This is a genomic window from Pseudomonas versuta, from assembly GCF_001294575.1.
Classification (GTDB): Bacteria; Pseudomonadota; Gammaproteobacteria; order Pseudomonadales; family Pseudomonadaceae; genus Aquipseudomonas; species Aquipseudomonas versuta.
Map to the genome: position 1 here is coordinate 4,893,106 of NZ_CP012676.1, position 19,672 is coordinate 4,912,777.

At 60.1% G+C, this 19,672-nt stretch carries 17 protein-coding genes and 1 pseudogene; 8 read left to right on the forward strand and 10 right to left on the reverse strand.

Going from position 1 to position 19,672, the window contains the following annotated elements; genetic code table 11:
• Positions 1 to 60 precede the first annotated feature (60 nt).
• The 3 genes from choV to AOC04_RS21970 form a co-directional block, all read right to left on the reverse strand.
• Positions 61 to 1,239 (reverse strand): choline ABC transporter ATP-binding protein, encoded by a 1,179-nt coding sequence (choV, locus tag AOC04_RS21960; protein ID WP_060696645.1) that lies wholly within the window; start codon positions 1,237 to 1,239, stop codon positions 61 to 63.
• Positions 1,236 to 2,081 (reverse strand): choline ABC transporter permease subunit, encoded by an 846-nt coding sequence (gene choW, locus AOC04_RS21965; RefSeq protein ID WP_004419575.1) that lies wholly within the window; start codon positions 2,079 to 2,081, stop codon positions 1,236 to 1,238. The genes choV and choW overlap by 4 nt, the downstream gene beginning before the upstream one ends.
• A gap of 69 nt (positions 2,082 to 2,150) precedes the next feature.
• Positions 2,151 to 3,098 carry a choline ABC transporter substrate-binding protein gene (locus AOC04_RS21970; protein ID WP_060696646.1) on the reverse strand — a complete coding sequence of 316 codons (948 nt, stop codon included), beginning with the start codon at positions 3,096 to 3,098 and terminating at the stop codon, positions 2,151 to 2,153.
• A 360-nt stretch (positions 3,099 to 3,458) separates the two neighbouring features.
• Here AOC04_RS21970 and AOC04_RS21975 point away from each other — a divergent pair, with 360 nt between their 5' ends.
• Positions 3,459 to 4,835: an L-serine ammonia-lyase gene (locus AOC04_RS21975; protein ID WP_060696647.1), complete on the forward strand. Its 1,377-nt coding sequence runs from the start codon at positions 3,459 to 3,461 to the stop codon at positions 4,833 to 4,835.
• 420 nt (positions 4,836 to 5,255) lie between these two features.
• A complete protein-coding gene (gene gbdR, locus AOC04_RS21980; protein ID WP_060696648.1) occupies positions 5,256 to 6,359 on the forward strand; it encodes a choline metabolism transcriptional regulator GbdR in 1,104 nt (367 codons plus the stop codon).
• A gap of 93 nt (positions 6,360 to 6,452) precedes the next feature.
• Here gbdR and AOC04_RS21985 read toward each other — a convergent pair whose 3' ends face one another.
• The 5 genes from AOC04_RS21985 to choX form a co-directional block, all read right to left on the reverse strand.
• Positions 6,453 to 6,710 carry a hypothetical protein gene (locus AOC04_RS21985; protein WP_060696649.1) on the reverse strand — a complete coding sequence of 86 codons (258 nt, stop codon included), beginning with the start codon at positions 6,708 to 6,710 and terminating at the stop codon, positions 6,453 to 6,455.
• A 234-nt stretch (positions 6,711 to 6,944) separates the two neighbouring features.
• Positions 6,945 to 7,427: a thioesterase family protein gene (locus AOC04_RS21990; RefSeq protein ID WP_060696650.1), complete on the reverse strand. Its 483-nt coding sequence runs from the start codon at positions 7,425 to 7,427 to the stop codon at positions 6,945 to 6,947.
• Positions 7,428 to 7,439: 12 nt separating this feature from the next.
• Positions 7,440 to 8,405 (reverse strand): L-carnitine dehydrogenase, encoded by a 966-nt coding sequence (locus tag AOC04_RS21995; protein ID WP_060696651.1) that lies wholly within the window; start codon positions 8,403 to 8,405, stop codon positions 7,440 to 7,442.
• A 92-nt stretch (positions 8,406 to 8,497) separates the two neighbouring features.
• The gene (cdhC, locus tag AOC04_RS22000; RefSeq protein WP_060696652.1) at positions 8,498 to 9,385 is read right to left on the reverse strand and encodes a 3-dehydrocarnitine:acetyl-CoA trimethylamine transferase CdhC; all 888 of its coding nucleotides are present in this window, start codon (positions 9,383 to 9,385) and stop codon (positions 8,498 to 8,500) included.
• Between the two features lie 73 nt (positions 9,386 to 9,458).
• On the reverse strand, positions 9,459 to 10,385 hold the full coding sequence (gene choX / locus AOC04_RS22005) for a choline ABC transporter substrate-binding protein (RefSeq protein ID WP_060696653.1): 927 nt from the start codon (positions 10,383 to 10,385) through the stop codon (positions 9,459 to 9,461).
• A 165-nt stretch (positions 10,386 to 10,550) separates the two neighbouring features.
• On the opposite strand from choX, the gene AOC04_RS22010 reads away from it, so the two are divergent.
• Entirely contained in the window at positions 10,551 to 11,486 is a 936-nt protein-coding gene (locus AOC04_RS22010) for a GlxA family transcriptional regulator (protein ID WP_060696654.1), read from the forward strand.
• A gap of 74 nt (positions 11,487 to 11,560) precedes the next feature.
• On the opposite strand, the pseudogene AOC04_RS22015 reads toward AOC04_RS22010, so the two are convergent.
• Together AOC04_RS22015 and AOC04_RS22020 are read right to left on the reverse strand one after the other, a co-directional pair.
• A pseudogene (locus AOC04_RS22015) lies at positions 11,561 to 11,898 on the reverse strand (DUF3010 family protein); the annotation flags it as partial.
• A gap of 141 nt (positions 11,899 to 12,039) precedes the next feature.
• Entirely contained in the window at positions 12,040 to 12,441 is a 402-nt protein-coding gene (locus AOC04_RS22020) for a lysozyme inhibitor LprI family protein (protein ID WP_060696655.1), read from the reverse strand.
• A 219-nt stretch (positions 12,442 to 12,660) separates the two neighbouring features.
• Here AOC04_RS22020 and AOC04_RS22025 point away from each other — a divergent pair, with 219 nt between their 5' ends.
• From AOC04_RS22025 to etfA, 5 genes are all read left to right on the forward strand, one after another.
• Positions 12,661 to 13,638, forward strand: a complete 978-nt coding sequence (locus AOC04_RS22025; RefSeq protein WP_060696656.1) for a dipeptidase — start codon at positions 12,661 to 12,663, stop codon at positions 13,636 to 13,638.
• 127 nt (positions 13,639 to 13,765) lie between these two features.
• Positions 13,766 to 14,296, forward strand: a complete 531-nt coding sequence (locus tag AOC04_RS22030; protein ID WP_060696657.1) for a 4-vinyl reductase — start codon at positions 13,766 to 13,768, stop codon at positions 14,294 to 14,296.
• Between the two features lie 15 nt (positions 14,297 to 14,311).
• Positions 14,312 to 16,372 (forward strand): dimethylglycine demethylation protein DgcA, encoded by a 2,061-nt coding sequence (dgcA, locus tag AOC04_RS22035; RefSeq protein ID WP_060696658.1) that lies wholly within the window; start codon positions 14,312 to 14,314, stop codon positions 16,370 to 16,372.
• Positions 16,373 to 16,499: 127 nt separating this feature from the next.
• Complete coding sequence (gene dgcB, locus AOC04_RS22040) at positions 16,500 to 18,443, forward strand: dimethylglycine demethylation protein DgcB (protein WP_060696659.1); 1,944 nt, start codon at positions 16,500 to 16,502, stop codon at positions 18,441 to 18,443.
• Positions 18,440 to 19,651, forward strand: a complete 1,212-nt coding sequence (gene etfA, locus AOC04_RS22045; protein WP_060696660.1) for an electron transfer flavoprotein subunit alpha — start codon at positions 18,440 to 18,442, stop codon at positions 19,649 to 19,651. Before dgcB ends, etfA begins: the two co-directional genes overlap by 4 nt.
• The last annotated feature ends 21 nt before the right edge of the window (positions 19,652 to 19,672 follow it).

Here is a 19,672-nt window from a genome sequence, read left to right on the forward strand (position 1 = left end):
TCGCGAGCTGGTTTAAAAAGCTCGCGAGCAAGCTCGCTCCTACAAGGTCAGTACGGGCACTTAGCCCAGGTTTTTGCCCAGCAGCGCGTGGTACAGCTCGGTATCGCCGAGTATCCCCACCACTTTCTGATTGTCGTGCAGCACCAGTTTGTTGCCGGTCTGATAACGGATTTGCAGCGCGTCGCGCATGCCGATTCCGGAATCCACCAGGGTCGGCCCGCGTCCCAGTCCTTCGACGGCCTGCCCATGGCTCCAGTGCTGCAAGTCCACGCTGCTGGCGCCCTGGCGCACACCCTTGATGGTGTTGCCTTCTGCCAGATCAATCCACGAGTCGTCCCCCGGGTCTATGCACACCGAGCCGTTGATGCGTTTGCAGTTGTCCAGCGTGCGCATCAGGCTGCGCCCGCACAGTACGTTCAGGGGGTTGGTATGGGCGACGAAGGTGCGCACATAGTCGTCTGCCGGGTTGAGCACGATTTCTTCGGGCTTGCTGTACTGAATGATCTTGCCGTCTTTCATGATCGCGATGCGGCTACCCAGTTTCAGCGCCTCGTCCAGATCGTGACTCACAAACACAATGGTCTTGCTGAGTTTGCGTTGCAGCTCCAGCAATTCGTCCTGCAAGCCCTGGCGGATCAGCGGGTCCAGTGCCGAAAACGGTTCATCCATCAGCAAAATATCGGCGTCCATTGCCAGCGCCCGGGCCAGGCCGACCCGCTGCTGCATGCCGCCGCTCAGTTCATCCGGCTTTTTGTTGCGCCACTGGGTCAGGCCCACCAGCTCCAGCTTTTCGTCCACCAGGGTGCGTCGTTCCTTTTCGGGCCGGCCCTGCATCTCCAGACCAAAACTGATGTTCTCGCGCACGGTTAACCAGGGCATCAGGGCGAACTTTTGAAACACCATGGCGATGCGCTTGGTGCGCATCATTTTCAGTTCGGCCGGGGTGCAGGAAGCAATATCGATTTGCTTGCCTTCATGCTCCACATGCAACTGGCCGCGGCTCACGGTGTTGAGCCCGTTGATACAGCGCAGCAAGCTGGATTTACCCGAGCCGGACAACCCCATCAACACGCAGATTTCGCCTTTGTCGATGTCCAGGCTGGCGCTTTCGACGCCGACAATCTGCCCGGTTTTTTTCAGGATCTGATCCCGTGACAGGCCCTGGTCCAGCAGGCCCAGGGCTTCGCGTGGATCTTTGGCAAAGATAACGTCGACTTTGTCGAAGCGAATAATGCTCATGCGTCGGCTCCTTTTTTAGCTTCCGGCTGCTTGCAGATCCGGTCGAGCATGATCGCCAGCAAAACAATCGCCAGTCCGGCTTCAAAGCCCAGGGCGATGTCTGCGGTGTTCAGTGCGTTGACCACCGGTTTGCCCAGGCCATCGGCACCGACCAGCGCGGCAATCACCACCATCGACAGCGACAACATGATGCATTGGGTAATCCCGGCCGCGATGCTGGGCATGGCATGGGGCAGCTCGATCCGCGTGAGCAGTTGGCGGCGCGAACAGCCAAAGGCCTTGCCGGCATCGAGCAGTTCATGGGGTACATCGCGAATGCCCAAGTACGTCAGGCGAATCGGCGCGGCAATCGCAAAGACCACGGTAGAGATCAGCCCCGGCACTACACCCAGGCCGAACAGGGTCAGGGTAGGGATCAGATAAACGAAGGTCGGTACGGTCTGCATCAGGTCCAGTACCGGGCGCATGAAGGTGTAGAACATGGGTTTGTGCGCCGCCAGAATGCCCAGCGGCACCCCGATGATCACGCAGACAAAGGTGGCGAACAGCACCTGCGCCAGGGTTTCCATGGTTTCTTGCCAGTACCCCAGATTGAGGATCAGCAGAAACGACAGCGCCACGAACACCGTCAGCCCCCACTTGCGTTGAATAAAGTGCGCGAGCAGTGCAATCAGTCCGATAAACACAAAGGGGTTGAACCAGGTCAGGGCGAACGTCACGCCGTGGATCATGGTTTCCAGCGTCAGCGCAATGGCGTCGAAGGTGCTGGCACCGTGTTTGGTCAGCCAGTCGACGAAGCTGGCGATGTACTCGCCCAGAGGGATTTTGTGATCAATCAGCATGGTAGTGAACATCCGCATGCAGGGGGAATTGAACCGGAGCCGGACGGGCGTGCCGTCCGGCGCCCGAGATTACTTCGCTAGGCTGGCCTTTACGGCCTCAAGGCCCGGCTTGCCATCAATCGTGGTCACCCCCGTCAGCCAGGTGTCGAGCACCTGCGGGTTCTGTTTGAGCCAGGCTTTGGCCGCCACGTCCGGTTTGATCTTGTCATCAAGCACTTTGCCCATCAGGGTGCTTTCCATGTCCAGGGTGAACACCAGGTTCTTCAGCAACTGGCCGACGTTCGGGCACTCCTCGGTGTAGCCCTTGCGGGTGTTGGTGTAGATAGTCGCCTGACCATAATTGGGGCCAAAAAAATCATCGCCACCGGTGAGGTACTTCATCTTGAAACGGGTGTTCATCGGGTGCGGTTCCCAACCCAGAAACACCACGTCGGTGCCACGGCGCTGGGCGCGATCGACTTGTGACAGCATCCCGGCTTCGCTCGACTCCACAACCTTGAAGCCCGCGTCCTTAAGGCCGAAGGCGTTCTTGTCGATCATGGTCTGGATCATGCGGTTGCCATCGTTGCCCGGTTCGATGCCGTAGATTTTGCCGTCCAGTTCCTTCTTGAATTTAGGCAGGTCGGAGAAGTCTTTGAGGCCCTTGTCATACAGCGCCTGGGGGACGGCGAGGGTGTATTTGGCATTCTCCAGATTGGCCCGCACGGTCTCGACGGTTCCGGCATCGCGGTAAGCCTTGATGTCGTTTTCCATGGTCGGCATCCAGTTGCCCAGAAACACGTCCATGTTCTTGCCATCGGCCAGCGACTTGTAGGTGACGGGCACTGAAATCATGGTGGTTTTGGTCTTGTAGCCGAGGGCCTTGAGCACCTCGCTGGTGACGGCGGTGGTGACGGTGATGTCGGTCCAGCCGACATCCGAGAAGTTAACGGTGCTGCATTGCGCCGGCTCTGCAGCCTGGACGATCACGGGCAGACTCAACAGTGCAGCCAGCAACAGCGACGGGGAATGTTTCATGGAACGACTCCTGGGTGTCTGGGTGGCGGTTTTTCGAATCGAAAAGCCGCACGTATCAGTTGCGGTTGGGCGATGCCCGGCAGACGTTTGGCGGCGCATCTGGCAATCGAGTCGAGACTGATCATGTAACAGTGAAATTCAAACGCCTACAGGGTGCGTCGCATCCAGTACAGGGAGGGTCGTATCTGGTACTTGGGAGGTCGTATATGGAAAATTCCGCTGTCAAAACCGGCTTTTCCGGCCCTCTGCACCCTATAAAACGGCGAGGGCGCTGGCAGGCAAAGCCGGGTCGTAGCTGGACGTTTTAGCGGATTGAAAACCGCCCATAGTGCGGGCATTCACCCCCGAGGCTTTGTGCTCATGGCTATCAGCGTGTTTGACCTGTTCAAGATCGGCATTGGCCCCTCCAGCTCCCACACGGTCGGGCCCATGCGGGCCGCGGCGCTGTTTGTGCAGGGTTTGCGCGAACGCGACCAGCTACAACAGGTACGCCGTATTGAAGTGCAGCTTTATGGCTCGCTGTCCGCCACGGGCATCGGCCATGGCAGCGACAATGCCGTGCTCATGGGCTTGATGGGTGAATGGCCGGACGCCATCGACCCGGCACAGATTGGCCCGCGCATCGCGCAACTGCGTGAAAGTCGGACACTGCTGCTGGACGGGTATTTGCCCATCCCGTTCGAGTGGGCTCAAGACATGCGCCTGATCGACGAAAACCTGCCATTTCATCCCAATGCCATGACCCTGATAGCCGCCACCGAGCATGGCGAACTGTTCCGCGACAGCTATTACTCGGTGGGCGGCGGCTTTGTGGTGGACGCAGCACAAGCGGCCAGCGGCCTACTGGACATGGACCGGACCCTGTTGCCGTATGACTTTTCCAGCGCCGCCGAGCTGCTCGAACTGTGCGCCACACATCACCTGAGCGTGGCCACCCTGATGATGGCCAATGAACGTACTTGGCGCAGTGAGGATGAAATCCGCTGTGGCCTGATCAAGCTCTGGCGGGCCATGCAGGATTGCGTGGAGCAAGGTCTGAAACACGAGGGCATCCTGCCCGGCGGTTTGCATGTCCGTCGCCGCGCTGCCCGCTTGCACCGTAGCTTGCAGGAGCTGGGTAAACCCAACGTCATTGGCTCGACGCTCAGTGCCATGGAGTGGGTCAACCTGTTTGCACTGGCGGTCAACGAAGAAAACGCTGCTGGCGGGCGCATGGTCACGGCCCCCACCAACGGCGCGGCGGGCATCATCCCCGCGGTGCTGCATTACTTCATGAAGTTCAGCGACGAAGTCAGTGAAGCCCATGTGGTTGACTATTTATTAAGCGCGGCGGCGATCGGCATTCTGTGCAAAAAGAACGCCTCGATTTCCGGGGCCGAAGTGGGGTGCCAGGGCGAGGTCGGTTCGGCCTGTGCCATGGCCGCCGCCGGGCTGGCGCAAATCCTCGGCGCTACGCCGGAGCAGTTGTGCAACGCCGCCGAGATTGGTCTGGAACACAACCTGGGCCTGACCTGCGACCCGGTGGGCGGGCTGGTGCAAGTGCCGTGTATCGAGCGCAACGCCATAGCTGCGGTCAAAGCCATCAACGCGGCACAAATGGCCTTGCGCGGTGATGGCCAGCACTTTATTTCGCTGGACCGGGTGATCCGCACCATGCGCGACACGGGCGCCGACATGCATGACAAATACAAAGAAACCTCACGGGGCGGTCTGGCCGTCAGCGCAGTGGAGTGCTGAGCGCCGGATGACTGGGTCACCCCCTCCTGTAGGAGCGAGATTGCTCGCGAGCAAGCTCGCTCCTACAGGGTTTGTAGTCAGGTTTTCCGCGCGCTGTTTAGGCGCATACCGACCTCTTTTAGCGCATTCGTGCGCTTGGTGACATTCCGTCACATCTCTGTTTCTAGCGTCTCCCTCAAGTGCTACCAATGTGCTCAAAAGCGCCGGGCAATCTGCGCCGGTTGCTTTTAAACATGGCTTGTCCGGTATTTCATCACGACCCGTCCAGACACATTGCGACGTCGTTTTCAGGCTTTGTTGAATGCTCATTCAAGTTTAGGCATGGCATTTGCGTTGTGATTGCAAAGCCCCGTCAAACGAGGGCAATAACAAGAGCCTGTGCCTGGGGCCATCACCCGCTTTGTGTGAGGAGATACCGCGATGACGTCGTTCAACTCCGGGGTTCAACCCCAGAACCGTACGCCTCAATCCATCGGCTTTCTGCTGCTGGACAATTTCACGCTCATTTCCCTGGCTTCCGCGATAGAACCCTTGCGCATGGCCAATCAGCTGTCCGGGCGCGAACTGTATCGCTGGAGCACCCTCACCGCAGATGGCAGTCAGGTATGGGCCAGCGACGGTCTGCAAGTAACCCCCGATGCAAGTATGTACAAGGCCCCGGCGCTGGACATGGTGATTGTTTGCGGCGGCATCGGTATTCAGCGCACGGTGACCCGCGAGCACGTTTCATGGCTGCAAAGCCAGGCGCGCCAGTCGCGCCGTCTGGGCGCGGTGTGCACCGGCAGCTGGGCCCTGGCCTATGCGGGTCTGCTCGACGGCTTTGATTGCAGCGTGCACTGGGAATGTCTGGCCTCCATGCAGGAGGCCTTTCCACGAGTCGCCATGAGCACTCGCCTGTTTACCCTGGACCGCAGCCGTTTCACCAGTTCGGGCGGCACCGCGCCGCTGGACATGATGCTGCACCTGATCAGTCGCGATCATGGCCGCGAACTGTCGGCGGCCATTTCCGAAATGTTTGTGTATGAACGCATTCGCAACGAACAGGACCATCAGCGGGTGCCGCTCAAGCACATGCTTGGCACCAACCAGCCCAAGCTGCAGGAAATCGTGGCGTTGATGGAAGCCAACCTCGAAGAGCCCATCGACCTCGATGAACTGGCGGTGTACGTCACAGTATCGCGACGTCAGCTGGAGCGTTTGTTTCAGAAGTATTTGCACTGCTCGCCATCGCGTTACTACCTCAAGCTGAGGCTGGTGCGGGCGCGCCAGTTACTCAAGCAGACACCGATGTCGATCATTGAAGTCGCGGCGGTATGCGGCTTTGTTTCTACTCCGCATTTCTCTAAGTGTTACCGCGAGTATTTCGGTATTCCGCCCCGCGACGAACGTGTGGGTTCCAATACTGCCCAGCAGACAACCCTGGTGCCGATTCCGCAGTCATTGCTGATGACACCGCTGGCTGGCCCCATGTCAGCCCTGAATCAGGCCCGTCACGAATCAACCTTTGCCAGCGTAAGGCTGTAGCGCCGCAGAGCCATCCGCAGGAGCGAGCTTGCTCGCGAGCTCTTCGCAAAAAAGCTCGCGAGCAAGCTCGCTCCTACAGAGGTGGGTTCAGGTTCAGGCCGTCTGGTTTTGCTTGAATTGCGCCAGCCCCGGCAGCAGTTGTTGATCTATGGCCTGGCGCACCGCTGGCAAAATGGTCGCGCTGCCGGTGTAGAGTTTTTCTACCAGGCCCTTGAGTGCGCGCGCGTTGGTTTCATTCAGCCCGCAAACCACGGTCGTGCAGGCTTGCTCGGCGCTGCCCGACACTTCAAACCCCAATGAGCGCAGTTGGCCCAGCAGGTCCTGCTCATCAATCAAGTCCGCATGCATCATGTTTTTATCCTTTTACAGAGGCGCGATCGAACTCGATTCTGGTACGGCCCGGGCCAGGGGGCAAGGGCGGTTTGACGATTTGTCCGGGACGCCTAAGCGCAGGTCGTTTTCGGCTAAGTCCCGGCGCAAAGGGTTGTGCACACTGACTTTCGCGGCACCGTCGATGGTTTGGTCACCCTCTGGGCATCACACAAGGTTAGCCCCGAACCTGTCACGGCAGGTCCGGGGCTTTTTTCATGCCTTCGCGGTATTGGGCAGGCCGATCACCCGGCCCGCATAGGCCGGCTTTGGCAGATCACCCTGCTGGGTTTCTATTGCTTGCAACAACGCCAGCGTGTGTTCGCTGAACGGCGCAGAGTGCGGCCCTGAAAGGTCGACATGCAGCAGCATTTGCTCATTGCCGGCCAGGGTTTGCACTTCGCCGGTCAGGTGCAGGCTGTGATAAAGATGCAGGCGCTTTTTATCAAAGCCGATGAGCTGGGTACGCACTTCGACCTGGGCGCCGAGCTTCACTTCGTGCAGATAGTTCAAGTGCACTTCCAGGGTGAACAGCGAGTGGCCGCCGGCCTCGCGGTTCTGGCTGTCGAGCCCCAGCCGGTCCATCAGGGCATCGGTGGCATAGCTGAAAATCAGCAGGTAAAACGCGTCCCGCAAATGGCCGTTGTAATCGACCCACTCTTCAAGGACGGGGGTGCTGTAGGTCGTGAGGATGGGCATGCAGTACCTCGATCAATCGTTGATGGCAATGCCATGTTTGAGTTTGGTCGCCTTCACCGCTTCCATCACCGCCAGCAGGCAGTCATCACGATAGCTTTCCAGCGCGCCAATGCTGTGGCTGCCCAGTTGTTCTGTGGTGCCCTCAACCACGTCGTCGATCAGTTTTTCGCTGAGTGGCGGAGCAGTCAGGTAGGTCCACGGCAGTTTCAGGGCCGGGCCGAACTGGTTCATGAAGTGGCGCATGCCCGCATCGCCACCGGCCAGGGTATAGGTGAGGAACGTGCCCATGAACGACCAGCGCAAACCGGCGCCAAAGCGGATTGCATCGTCGATTTCACCGGTGGTTGCCACCCCGTCATTGACCAGGTGCAGCGCCTCGCGCCACAGGGCTTCGAGCAAGCGATCGGCGATAAAGCCCGGCACTTCCTTGCGCACATGCAAGGGCCGCATGCCCAGGGATTGATAGACCTCGATCGCTGCCGCAATGGCTTGGGGCGCGGTTTTTTGTCCGCCCACCACTTCCACCAGCGGCAGCAAGTACACCGGGTTGAACGGGTGGCCGACGATGCAGCGTTGAGGATGGGTGGAGGTCTCGTAGAACTCGCTGGGCAGCAGCCCCGAAGTGCTGGAGCCGATCAATGCATCGGGTTTGGCGGCGGCGCTGATTTTGCTGTGCAGCTCGAGTTTGAGATCAAGCCGCTCGGGTGCGCTTTCCTGGATGAAATCGGCGTCGCGTACACATTCTTCGATGGTGCTGACAAAGCGCAGGCGGTCCTGGGACGCGCCTTTGGCGAGGCCGCTTTTTTCCAGCGCGGGCCAGGCCTTGGCCACGCGTTTGCGCAGGGCAGTTTCGGCACCGGGAGCAGGGTCCCAGGCCACCACGTCCAGGCCGTGGGCCAGTGCGCGGGCGACCCAGCCGCTGCCAATGACACCGCTGCCCAGGGCCGCGAAGGTTTTGATGTTAGTGATAAAGGTCATGGGTAATTCCTGATCAAAATTCGGTCTTAAACCTGTAGGAGCAGCCGGTCGACGCTCCTACAGGGGGGGACATGTGGGCAGGGGAGGCGGTGTTAGTGGCGCTGGCTCAAGCCCATCTTGACCCGGCCCTCAGCCGGGGTCAGAACCCGGGCGCCAAGGCGGCTTAGGATTTCTGTGGCGCGTTCTACCAACTGCCCGTTGGTCGCCAGTACCCCGCGATCCAGCCACAGGTTGTCCTCCAGCCCGACCCGGACGTTGCCGCCGAGCAAGACCGCCTGGGCCGCCATCGGCATTTGCATGCGACCAATGCCGAACCCGGCCCACACCGCATTGGCGGGCAGGTTGTCGACCATGGCTTTCATGCTGGTGGTGTCTGCCGGCGCGCCCCACGGGATGCCCAGGCACAGCTGGAACAGCGGGTCGTCGAGCAGGCCTTCCTTGATCATTTGTTTGGCGAACCACAGATGGCCGGTGTCGAAAATTTCCAGCTCGGCTTTAACCCCCAGCTCCTGAATGCGCTTGGCGCCCGCCCGCAGCTGGGCCGGGGTCGACACATAAATCGTGTCGCCGTCACCGAAGTTCAGGGTGCCGCAATCCAGGGTGCAAATTTCCGGCAACAACGCTTCGACGTGAGCCAGACGGGTCAGCGGCCCGACCAGGTCGGTATTGGGGCCGAACTCCATAGGGTTTTCGCCGGGGCCTATGTGCAAGTCGCCGCCCATGCCGGCAGTGAGGTTGACGATGATGTCGATGTCGGCCTCGCGGATGCGCTCCATCAATTCGCGGTACAGCGCCACATCGCGGCTGAACTGACCGGTTTTTGGGTCGCGAACATGGCAATGGACCACCGTGGCTCCGGCCCTGGCCGCTTCCACGGCGGCGTCGGCAATTTGCTTGGGCGTAATAGGTACCAGGTGGCTGCGGCCGCTGGTGTCGCCGGCACCGGTGAGTGCGCAAGTGATGATGACGTCGTGGTTCATGGGTGATTCCTTAGGGCGTAGAGCGCCACGCCGCTGCCGTTGCAGGCGGCGGCCGGAGGGGCTCGGTGTTGAATTATTTAGCGCTGAGTTTCAGGTTCCCGGCAGCGGGTTTGCCATCCACTGTGGTGACGCCTTCGAGCCAGCGCTGTTGGTCTTGCGGGTGATCCTTGAGCCACTGCCGGGCCGATACCCGGGCGTCCTTGTGGTCCAGCAACGGCTGCATCATGCGGCTCTCGTCATCGGCGCTGAAGGTCAGGTTGCTCAGCAAGCGGCTGACGTTCGGGCAACGGCTGGCGTAGTCCGGCGTGGTGACGGTCCATACCGTGGCCAGGCCTTCATTCGGGCCCAGCGCATCTTCGCTGCCGGTCAGGTAGGTCATGTTCTGGTTAATGTTCATCGGGTGCGGGGTCCAGCCAAAGAACACGATCGGCTCGTTGCGGTTGACCGCGCGGGTCACGGCCGAGAGCATTCCGGCCTCGCTGGATTCCACCAGCTGGAACTTGCCCAGGCCAAAGCGGTTCTGATCGATCATCGCCTTGATCTGGGTATTGGCACCGGAACCCGGTTCAATCCCGTAGATTTTGCCGCCCAGTTCTTTCTCGAATCTGGCGATGTCAGCAAAGCTTTTAAGCCCTTTGTCACTCATATAGGTCGGCACGGCGAGCATCGCCTTGGCATCGTCAAGGCTGGGCCTGGCCAGCACCTTCACCTGTTTGGCATCGACAAAGGGGGTGATGCTCTGGTTCATGATCGGGTTCCAGTAGCCCAGAAACATGTCCAGCCGGTTATCACGCATCCCGGCGAAGATGATTTGCTGGGAAGCGCTGGTCTGTCTGGTTTTATAGCCGAGACCGTCGAGCAGGGTTTGCGCCATGGCGCTGGTGGCGATCACATCGGTCCAGTTGACCACGCCCATGCGCACGTTCTTGCACGATGGATCCTCGCCAGCCAATACGTAGGGGCTGAGTACTAACAAGCAACAGCTGATCAGTCGTTTCATGGAGCGGGCCTCGGCAGGTAGCTATTAGAGAACCGGTGTCTTTGTGCACCGTGACGCCAAGTTACGCAGGTCGGGCAGGGCTTAACCGCACTGGAGCGACGGGCTTTTGCACTGCAGCGACCTGAGTGTGTTTCAATCTTTCGAACTGTCTGCACGAGTGCCTCCATGCCCCAGGATTTCTACTTCCTATTGCTGCCCGGCTTTTCATCATTGGGGTTTATCTCTGCCATTGAGCCGCTGCGGGTGGCCAACCGTTTTCGTGGCGAGCTTTATCGCTGGCACGTGCTGAGCAGCGACGGTGGTGCGGTGCAGGCGAGCAATGGCATGTCGGTCAATGCCGAGGCCGCACTGGAGGGGCTCAAGGCCGGGGCGACGCTGCTGGTGGTGGCCGGCTTTGAGCCGCTGGCCCATGTCACGCCTGCGCTCATTCACTGGCTGCGGCGTCTGGACGGCGAAGGGGTGAGTCTGGGCGGCATCGACACTGGCAGTTTTGTGCTGGCCGAGGCGGGCTTGCTCGACGGCTATCGACTGACCCTGCACTGGGAAGCGCTGGAGGCGTTCAAGGAATCGTGGCCGCAGTTGCAGGTTACCCAGGAACTGTTCGAAATCGACCGCCGGCGGATTACCTGCGCAGGTGGCACGGCGTCCATCGACATGATGCTCGATCTGATTGCCCAGGCGCACGGGCCGGAGCTGGCGATTCAGGTCTCGGAACAGTTCGTGCTCGGGCGCATCCGCCCGCGCAAGGATCACCAGCGCATGCAAGTTGCCACGCGCTACGGCATCCGCAACAAGAAGCTGGTGCAGGTCATTGGCGAGATGGAACAACACAGCGAGCCGCCCCTGAGCACGTCGCAACTGGCACTGAGCATCAGCGTCACCCGGCGCCAACTGGAGCGCCTGTTCCGCCTGCATCTGAACGACACACCGCGCAATTTTTACCTTGGGCTGCGTCTGGAGAAAGCCCGGCAATTGCTGCGCCAGACCGACATGAGCGTGCTGGATGTCAGCCTGGCCTGCGGCTTTGAATCACCGTCGTATTTCACCCGCAGCTATCGGGCGCGTTTTGCCTGCGCGCCACGACAGGACCGGGTCGGTTAACCCTTGAGCAATGCCGCGCACGCAGCCTTGTAGGCATCATGCTGATATTTGTTCAATGAAGCGGGCAGTTCGAAGGCGTGTTTTTTGAATTGCGCGTTGAGGGTTTGCGGTGACAGCAATTGCACCTCGCAATCGTCCAGCAACTGGATGATGCCTTCGATTTGAAGGTGGTCGGCCCGCCCGCAAACTCGCCTTTTTTGCTGCGCTTCTTGATTACGATGCGAGTGATGCCATTGGCCTTTACAAAGGCTGCGAGCTGCGCGGCGAAGGCTTTGACGTTGAGGGCATTTTCGTCGTCGTCGAGGGCGATTTTTTTGCTCGCAATGGCCAGATGTTGAAGGCCGTCGGGGCCCTGGGTGGCAAGGGCGAAGATGGCTTCGCTGCCTTTGATATCGATACCGCAAATAGTCATAAAAACCCTGGATTTAAGTAAAGCACCTGACCTGTGGGAGCCGGCTTGCCGGCGATGGCATCAGCCGGTTTACCCCTTATAGGGCACCGCGCCTGAATCGCTGGCAAGCCAGCTCCCACAGGTTGATTGATAGCAGGGTGGTTATTCCTGCCCGATCGATTCCAGAAACTCCGAACGGTCATCGCTCATGCGCGCCATGCAGTCGTTTTGGGCAATATTGAAGGTTTCGGTGCCGGAGGTGGCCGGAAATACCACAATCGCGCAATCGGCGTCACGCTGGTGCAACCACAGTGCCTGAGCGGTCTTGATCTTGCTGATGATGTTATTGAGCTGAGTCGCGTTTGAGCCGTACATCGAGGTCATTCGCGCTTGCAGGGCTTCGTAGTTCTCGGTCAGCAACAGCTCGGCAGCATTTTTGCTGTACGCCGAACACGCCAGGGTTTGCTGGTCGTTTTCCACCGCATCGCACGGGTTGTAGTCGGCATCATCGGCTGCATATGCACCGCTTGTGATCAACGCCAAGGCCAGGAGAATCGATTTCATTGCGGCTTCCTAATCCATAGTTGGGATGGATTCTGGCTCAAGCGGGGGCCAAAGAACAGCCGCGCAGCACAGGTGGTGAGATTGGCGCCGGGTGCTTTGTCGCGCATTGACGCTTTCGGCAATTGCGCTGTCGCTTTTGCACCCGGCTGTTTTTGACCCCGAGCCTATGCTGGCCCCAAAGCGCCGGCAGTCGATTCGGCGTACATAAGGGGACGCCTGATGAGCCCAGCCGAGTTGCACGCAGACAGCATCGTTATCGACGGGCTGATCATTGCCAAATGGAGCCGTGAACTGTTTGAAGACATGCGCAAGGGCGGCCTCACGGCAGCCAACTGCACGGTGTCGGTGTGGGAGGGCTTTCAAGCCACGATCAATAATATTGTGGCCAGCCAGGCCCTTATTCGCGAAAACAGCGACCTGGTTATCCCGGTTAAAACCACCGCCGATATTCGTCGGGCCAAGGCGCTGGGCAAAACCGGAATCATCTTCGGCTTCCAGAATGCCCACGCCTTTGAAGACCAGTTGGGCTACATCGAGATCTTCAAACAGCTCGGGGTTGGCGTGGTGCAGATGTGCTACAACACGCAAAACCTGGTGGGCACCGGCTGCTACGAGCGCGATGGCGGCCTGTCGGGCTTTGGTCGCGAAGTCGTGGCTGAAATGAACCGCGTCGGGATCATGTGCGACCTGTCCCACGTGGGTTCAAAAACTTCGGAAGAGGTGATCCTCGAATCGAAAAAACCGGTCTGCTATTCGCACTGTCTGCCGTCCGGCCTCAAAGAGCATCCGCGCAACAAATCCGACGCTGAACTTAAATTCATTGCCGACCATGGCGGCTTTGTCGGGGTGACCATGTTCGCGCCATTTCTGGCCAAGGGCATCGACTCGACCATTGACGATTATGCCGAAGCCATCGAGTACACGATGAATATCGTCGGCGAAGATGCGATCGGTATCGGCACCGACTTCACCCAGGGCCATGGTCAGGAATTCTTCGAAATGCTGACCCACGACAAGGGCTACGCCCGGCGTCTGACCAGCTTCGGCAAGATCATCAACCCGCTGGGCATCCGCACGGTGGGGGAGTTTCCCAACCTCACCGAAACCCTGCTCAAGCGCGGCCACCCCGAGCGCGTGGTGCGCAAAATCATGGGCGAAAACTGGGTCAACGTGCTCAAGGATGTCTGGGGCGAATAGCCGTACAGCTCCTCGTAGTCGCTGCCGAAGGCTGCGATGAGGACCTCTTGAAAAACGGGCTGCTTCGCAACCCTTCGCAGCCAGCGCCAGCGTCTACATAGATTTGTTCAATTTTTGGAGTTTTTCCATGGCTAAAATCGCCCCGCAATTGCCTATCGAAGTCGACAGCGAAACCGGTGTCTGGACCTCCGATGCCCTGCCCATGTTGTATGTGCCGCGGCATTTTTTCGTCAATAACCATATGGGCATCGAGGAAGTGCTGGGCGCCGACGCCTACGCCGAAATTCTCTACAAGGCCGGCTACAAGTCCGCCTGGCACTGGTGCGAAAAAGAAGCCGAGTGCCACGGCCTGGAAGGTGTTGCGGTGTTCGAACATTACATGAAGCGTCTGTCGCAGCGTGGCTGGGGCCTGTTCACAATCCAGGACATCGATCTCGATAAAGGCACCGCCACCATCAAGCTCGAGCACTCCTGTTTCGTCTACGTGTACGGCAAGGTCGGGCGCAAGGTCGATTACATGTTCACCGGCTGGTTTGCCGGGGCCATGGATCAGATCCTGCAGGCTCGTGGCAGCCACATTCGCACCAGGGCCGAGCAGGTTTATAGCGGATCGGAAGAAGGCCACGACCACGGCCTGTTTATCGTCAAGCCGTTGTAAGTCGAGGATCGGGATATGGCGTTCGAAGCAATGTTTGAGCCGATTCAAATCGGCAAACTGACCATCCGCAACCGCGTGCTCAGCACGGCCCACGCCGAGGTGTATGCCACCGATGGCGGCATGACCACTGAGCGCTACGTGCAGTACTACGAAGAAAAAGCCAAGGGCGGTATCGGCCTGGCGATTTGCGGTGGTTCGTCAGTGGTGGCGATCGACAGTCCGCAAGAGTGGTGGAGTTCGGTCAACCTGAGTACCGACCGCATCATCCCGCACTTCCAGAACCTGGCCGATGCCATGCACAAGCACGGCGCCAAGATCATGATCCAGATAACCCACATGGGCCGCCGCTCCCGCTGGGACGGCTTCAACTGGCCGACCCTGATGTCGCCATCCGGGGTGCGTGAACCGGTGCACCGTGCCACCTGCAAAACCATCGAGCCCGAAGAAATCTGGCGCGTGATCGGCAATTACGCCAGTGCGGCAGGGCGTGCCAAAAAAGGCGGGCTGGACGGGGTCGAACTGTCGGCGGTGCACCAGCACATGATCGATCAGTTCTGGAGCCCGCGAGTCAACAAACGCACCGATGAATGGGGTGGCAGTTTTGAAAATCGCATGCGCTTCGGCCTTGAAGTACTCAAGGCCGTGCGTGCCGAAGTCGGCCCGGATTTCTGCGTCGGCATTCGCCTGTGCGGTGACGAATTTCACCCCGATGGCTTGAGCCACGAGGACATGAAACAAATCGCCAAGTACTACGACGACACCGGCATGCTCGATTTTATCGGCGTGGTTGGCTCGGGCTGCGACACCCATAACACCCTCGCCAACGTGATCCCCAACATGAGTTACCCACCGGAGCCGTTTTTGCACCTGGCCGCCGGGATCAAGGAAGTGGTCAAAGCGCCGGTGTTGCACGCGCAAAACATCAAGGACCCGAACCAGGCCACGCGGATTCTGGAAGGCGGCTATGTGGACATGGTGGGCATGACCCGTGCCCATATCGCCGACCCGCACCTGATTGCCAAAATCAAAATGGGCCAGATCGACCAGATCAAACAATGCGTGGGCGCTAACTACTGTATCGACCGTCAATACCAGGGGCTGGACGTGCTGTGTATCCAGAACGCCGCCACCTCCCGCGAATACATGGGCGTGCCGCACATCATCCAGAAAACCACCGGGATCAAACGCAAAGTAGTGATCGTCGGCGCCGGACCTGCCGGTATGGAGGCCGCGCGGGTAGCGGCTGAACGGGGGCACGACGTGACCCTGTTCGAGAAAAAGGACGTTATTGGCGGGCAAATCACCACCGCCTCCAAAGCCCCGCAGCGCGACCAGATGGCCGGTATTACCCGCTGGTTCCAGCTGGAATTGGCGCGCCTGAACGTTGATCTGCGTCTGGGCACTGCGGCAGATCCGGCCACCATTCTCGACCTGCGCCCCGACATCGTGGTGCTGGCCGTGGGCGGGCATCCGTTCGTGGAGCAGAACGAACACTGGGGCGCCGCCGAAGGGCTGGTGGTCAGCAGCTGGGACGTGCTCGACGGCAAGGTTGAACCGGGCAAGAACGTGCTGGTGTACGACACCATTTGCGAATTCACCGGTATGTCCGTCGCCGATTTCATGGCCGACAAAGGGGCGCAGGTCGAGATCGTGACCGACGACACCAAGCCCGGCGTGGCGATTGGCGGGACTTCATTCCCGACCTACTACCGCAGCCTGTACCCCAAGGAAGTGATCATGACCGGGGACATGATGCTGGAGAAGGTGTACCGCGAAGGCGACAAGCTGATTGCCGTGCTGGAGAACGAATACACCGGCGCCCGGGAAGAGCGCGTGGTCGACCAGGTGGTGATCGAGAATGGCGTGCGCCCGGATGAAGAGCTGTATTACGCGCTCAAACCGGACTCGCGCAACAAGGGCCAGATTGACGTTGAAGCGCTGTTCGCGATCAAACCGCAGCCGTGTCTGAGCGAAGCGGGGGACGGGTATCTGCTGTTCCGCATCGGCGACTGCGTGGCGCAACGCAACGTGCATGCCGCGATCTATGACGCACTCAGGTTGTGCAAGGATTTCTAAGCACGTGTGAATAACTCTGTGGGAGCTGGCTTGCCAGCGATGTTTTCAGCCATTGCATATGCCTCATCGCCGGCAAGCCGGCTCCCACAGGATTTGCGCAACCCCTGAGGTCTTCGGGAGCTTCACCATGCTCAATATTGTTCTCCCTGTATTGTTATTCGCAGCTCTGGGGCTGGCCGTCATCGGCGCCGTGCGGCGGATGCATATGTGGCGTCGTGGCCGCCCGGCCAGGGTCGATCTGCTCGGCGGCCTGCTGGCCATGCCCCGGCGCTACATGGTCGACCTGCACCACGTAGTGGCCCGCGATAAATACATGGCCAATACCCACGTTGCCACCGCCGGGGGCTTTGTACTGGCGGCGTTGCTGGCGATTCTGGTGCATGGCCTGGGGCTGCATAACCGCATCCTCGGCTACGCCCTGCTGGTTGCCACGGCGCTGATGTTTGTGGGCGCGCTCTTCGTGTTCAAACGTCGCCTCAACCCACCGGCCCGCCTGTCCAAAGGCCCGTGGATGCGCCTGCCGAAAAGCCTGCTGGCATTCTCGCTGAGCTTTTTTATCCTCACCCTGCCGGTCGCCGGTGTGCTGCCCCAGGACTTTGGCGGCTGGTTGCTGGCAGTGCTGCTGGGGGCGGGAGTAGTGTGGGGTGTGGCGGAACTGTTTTTTGGCATGACCTGGGGCGGGCCGATGAAACACGCCTTCGCCGGGGCTTTGCACCTGGCCTGGCATCGGCGCGCCGAGCGCTTTGGCGGTGGTCGGTCCACCGGCTTGAAACCCTTGGATCTGGAAGACCACAGTGCGCCACTGGGGGTGGAAAAACCCAAGGATTTCACCTGGAACCAATTGCTGGGTTTTGACGCCTGCGTGCAATGCGGCAAGTGCGAAGCGGCGTGTCCGGCCTACGCTGCGGGCCAGCCGTTGAACCCGAAAAAGCTGATTCAGGACATGGTGGTGGGGCTCGCGGGCGGCACCGATGCGCACTTTGCCGGCAGCCCGTACCCGGGCAAGCCCATTGGCGAGCATGCTGGCAATCCGCATCAACCGATCGTTAACGGCCTGGTGGATGCGGACACCCTGTGGTCCTGCACCACCTGCCGTGCCTGTGTTGAAGAGTGTCCGATGATGATTGAGCACGTGGACGCCATCGTCGATATGCGCCGCTTCCTGACCCTGGAAAAAGGTGCAACGCCGAACAACGGGGCCCAGGTGCTGGACAACCTGATCGCCACCGACAACCCCGGCGGTTTTGCCCCGGGCGGGCGGATGAACTGGGCCGCAGATCTGAATCTTGATCTGATGCGCGATAAACCTTCTGTGGACGTGCTGTTCTGGGTTGGCGATGGCGCCTTCGACATGCGCAACCAGCGCACCCTGCGCTCATTCGTCAAAGTGCTGAAAGCGGGTGGCGTCGACTTTGCGGTCCTGGGCCTCGAAGAGCGTGACAGCGGTGACGTGGCCCGGCGCCTTGGTGACGAAGCGACCTTTCAGGCATTGGCCAGGCGCAATATCCAGACCCTGGGACAATACCGCTTCAATCGCATCGTGACCTGCGACCCCCACAGTTTTCATGTTTTGCAAAACGAATATGGCGCCTTTGGCGGTGAGTACCGGGTGCAGCATCACAGCACTTACATGGCCGAGCTGATCAGTCTCGGCACGCTTGCCTTGAAGGCGGATACGGGCGGCAGCGTGACCTATCACGACCCCTGTTATCTGGGCCGCTACAACGGTGAATACGAGGCACCCCGCGCGGTATTGCGCGCCCTGGGGATTGAGGTCAAAGAGATGCAGCGCTCGGGCTTTCGCTCGCGCTGCTGTGGCGGTGGCGGCGGTGCGCCGATTACTGACATTCCCGGCAAGCAGCGGATTCCCGACATGCGCATGGACGATATCCGCGAGACGGGCGCCGAGCGCGTGGCTGTAGGTTGCCCGCAATGCACGGCGATGCTCGAAGGCGTAGTCGAGCCGCGTCCACAGATCAAGGATATTGCCGAACTGGTGGCTGAGGCCTTGATCGAACATATAGTGCCCGCCAAAGCGGCCAGACGGGCAGCCCCGGAGGTAATTGCATGAGTGACATTATTCGCCGCGACCCGCGTGCCGAGTGGATTGCCCGCAATCGCCTGCATCCTCTGCACGTCGCCACGCAACCGCTACAAACCCGCTGGATGGGGCCAAACGGCGTGCTGCGCAAGAATGTGCATGGCCACGGGTTTATCGGCCCCAACGGTATCAAGCGAATTGACCGCAGTGGCGCGCAGCAGGGCGGTACGACCAAACGCGTGGCCAGTGTTGAAGTGCAATTACCCCTGCATCAGGTGCCGGCGCCAGCGTTTTATATCTGCGTGGTGCCGGACATGGTCGGTGGCCGTCTCGGCAGTCATGACCGCGACTTGCTGGGCCTGGCCCGGCAGTTGGCGGGCAGCGACGGCGCGGTGCTGGCAGTGGTGTTTGGCGAGTGCAAAGAAACGGCCTTTGCCAGGGCAGGGGTGGATCGTTTGTTGTTACTCGATAGCGAAGGTTATGCACCGGAGCAACGGGTTTACGATTTACGGGCTGTGGATAACCAGTTCGCCCCCAAACACTGGTTGCTGCCCGACAGCCGCAATGGCGGCGCAGAGTTGGGCCGCCGCTTTGCTGCGAGCCTGGGCCAGCGCCCGGCCACGCGGGTGTGGCAGATCAAGGACGGAGCCTGTTTGGGACGCGCCGGGGCCGGTCTGCAGGATCTGGCGCAGCCGTTACCAAGGTTGATCCTGGCGGCTGCCGAGTGCGCCGAGCCGGTCAGCGAAACCCGGCATGAAGCATTGGCGGTGCAGTTATCCACAGACGCGCCGCGTTGCTTGGCCCGTATCGAAGACCTGGGTGCAGTTGAGGTCGATCCGGCAGCGATTCCTATGGCCGAAGCGGAATTTATCCTCAGCGGCGGTAACGGGGTTAAGGACTGGGGACTATTCCACAGGGCGGCGGCGGCGCTGGGCGCCACCGAAGGTGCATCAAGGGTGGCGGTGGACGACGGCTTTATGGGCCGGGAGCGTCAGGTCGGGGCCAGCGGCACCTGGGTCACGGCCCGGGTGTACGTGGCGGTCGGCATTAGCGGTGCAATCCAGCACCTGCAAGGGATCGGCGCATGCGACAAGGTGGTGGCGATCAATCTTGATCCGGGCTGCGACATGATCAAACGCGCTGACCTTTCTGTGATCGGCGAGGGTGGTGCGATTCTCGAAGCACTGACCGCCGCTGTGGATAACTGGCGCCAGGGCGCCAGACGCGATGCCGCCTGATTGACCTAAACCCCCTGTAGG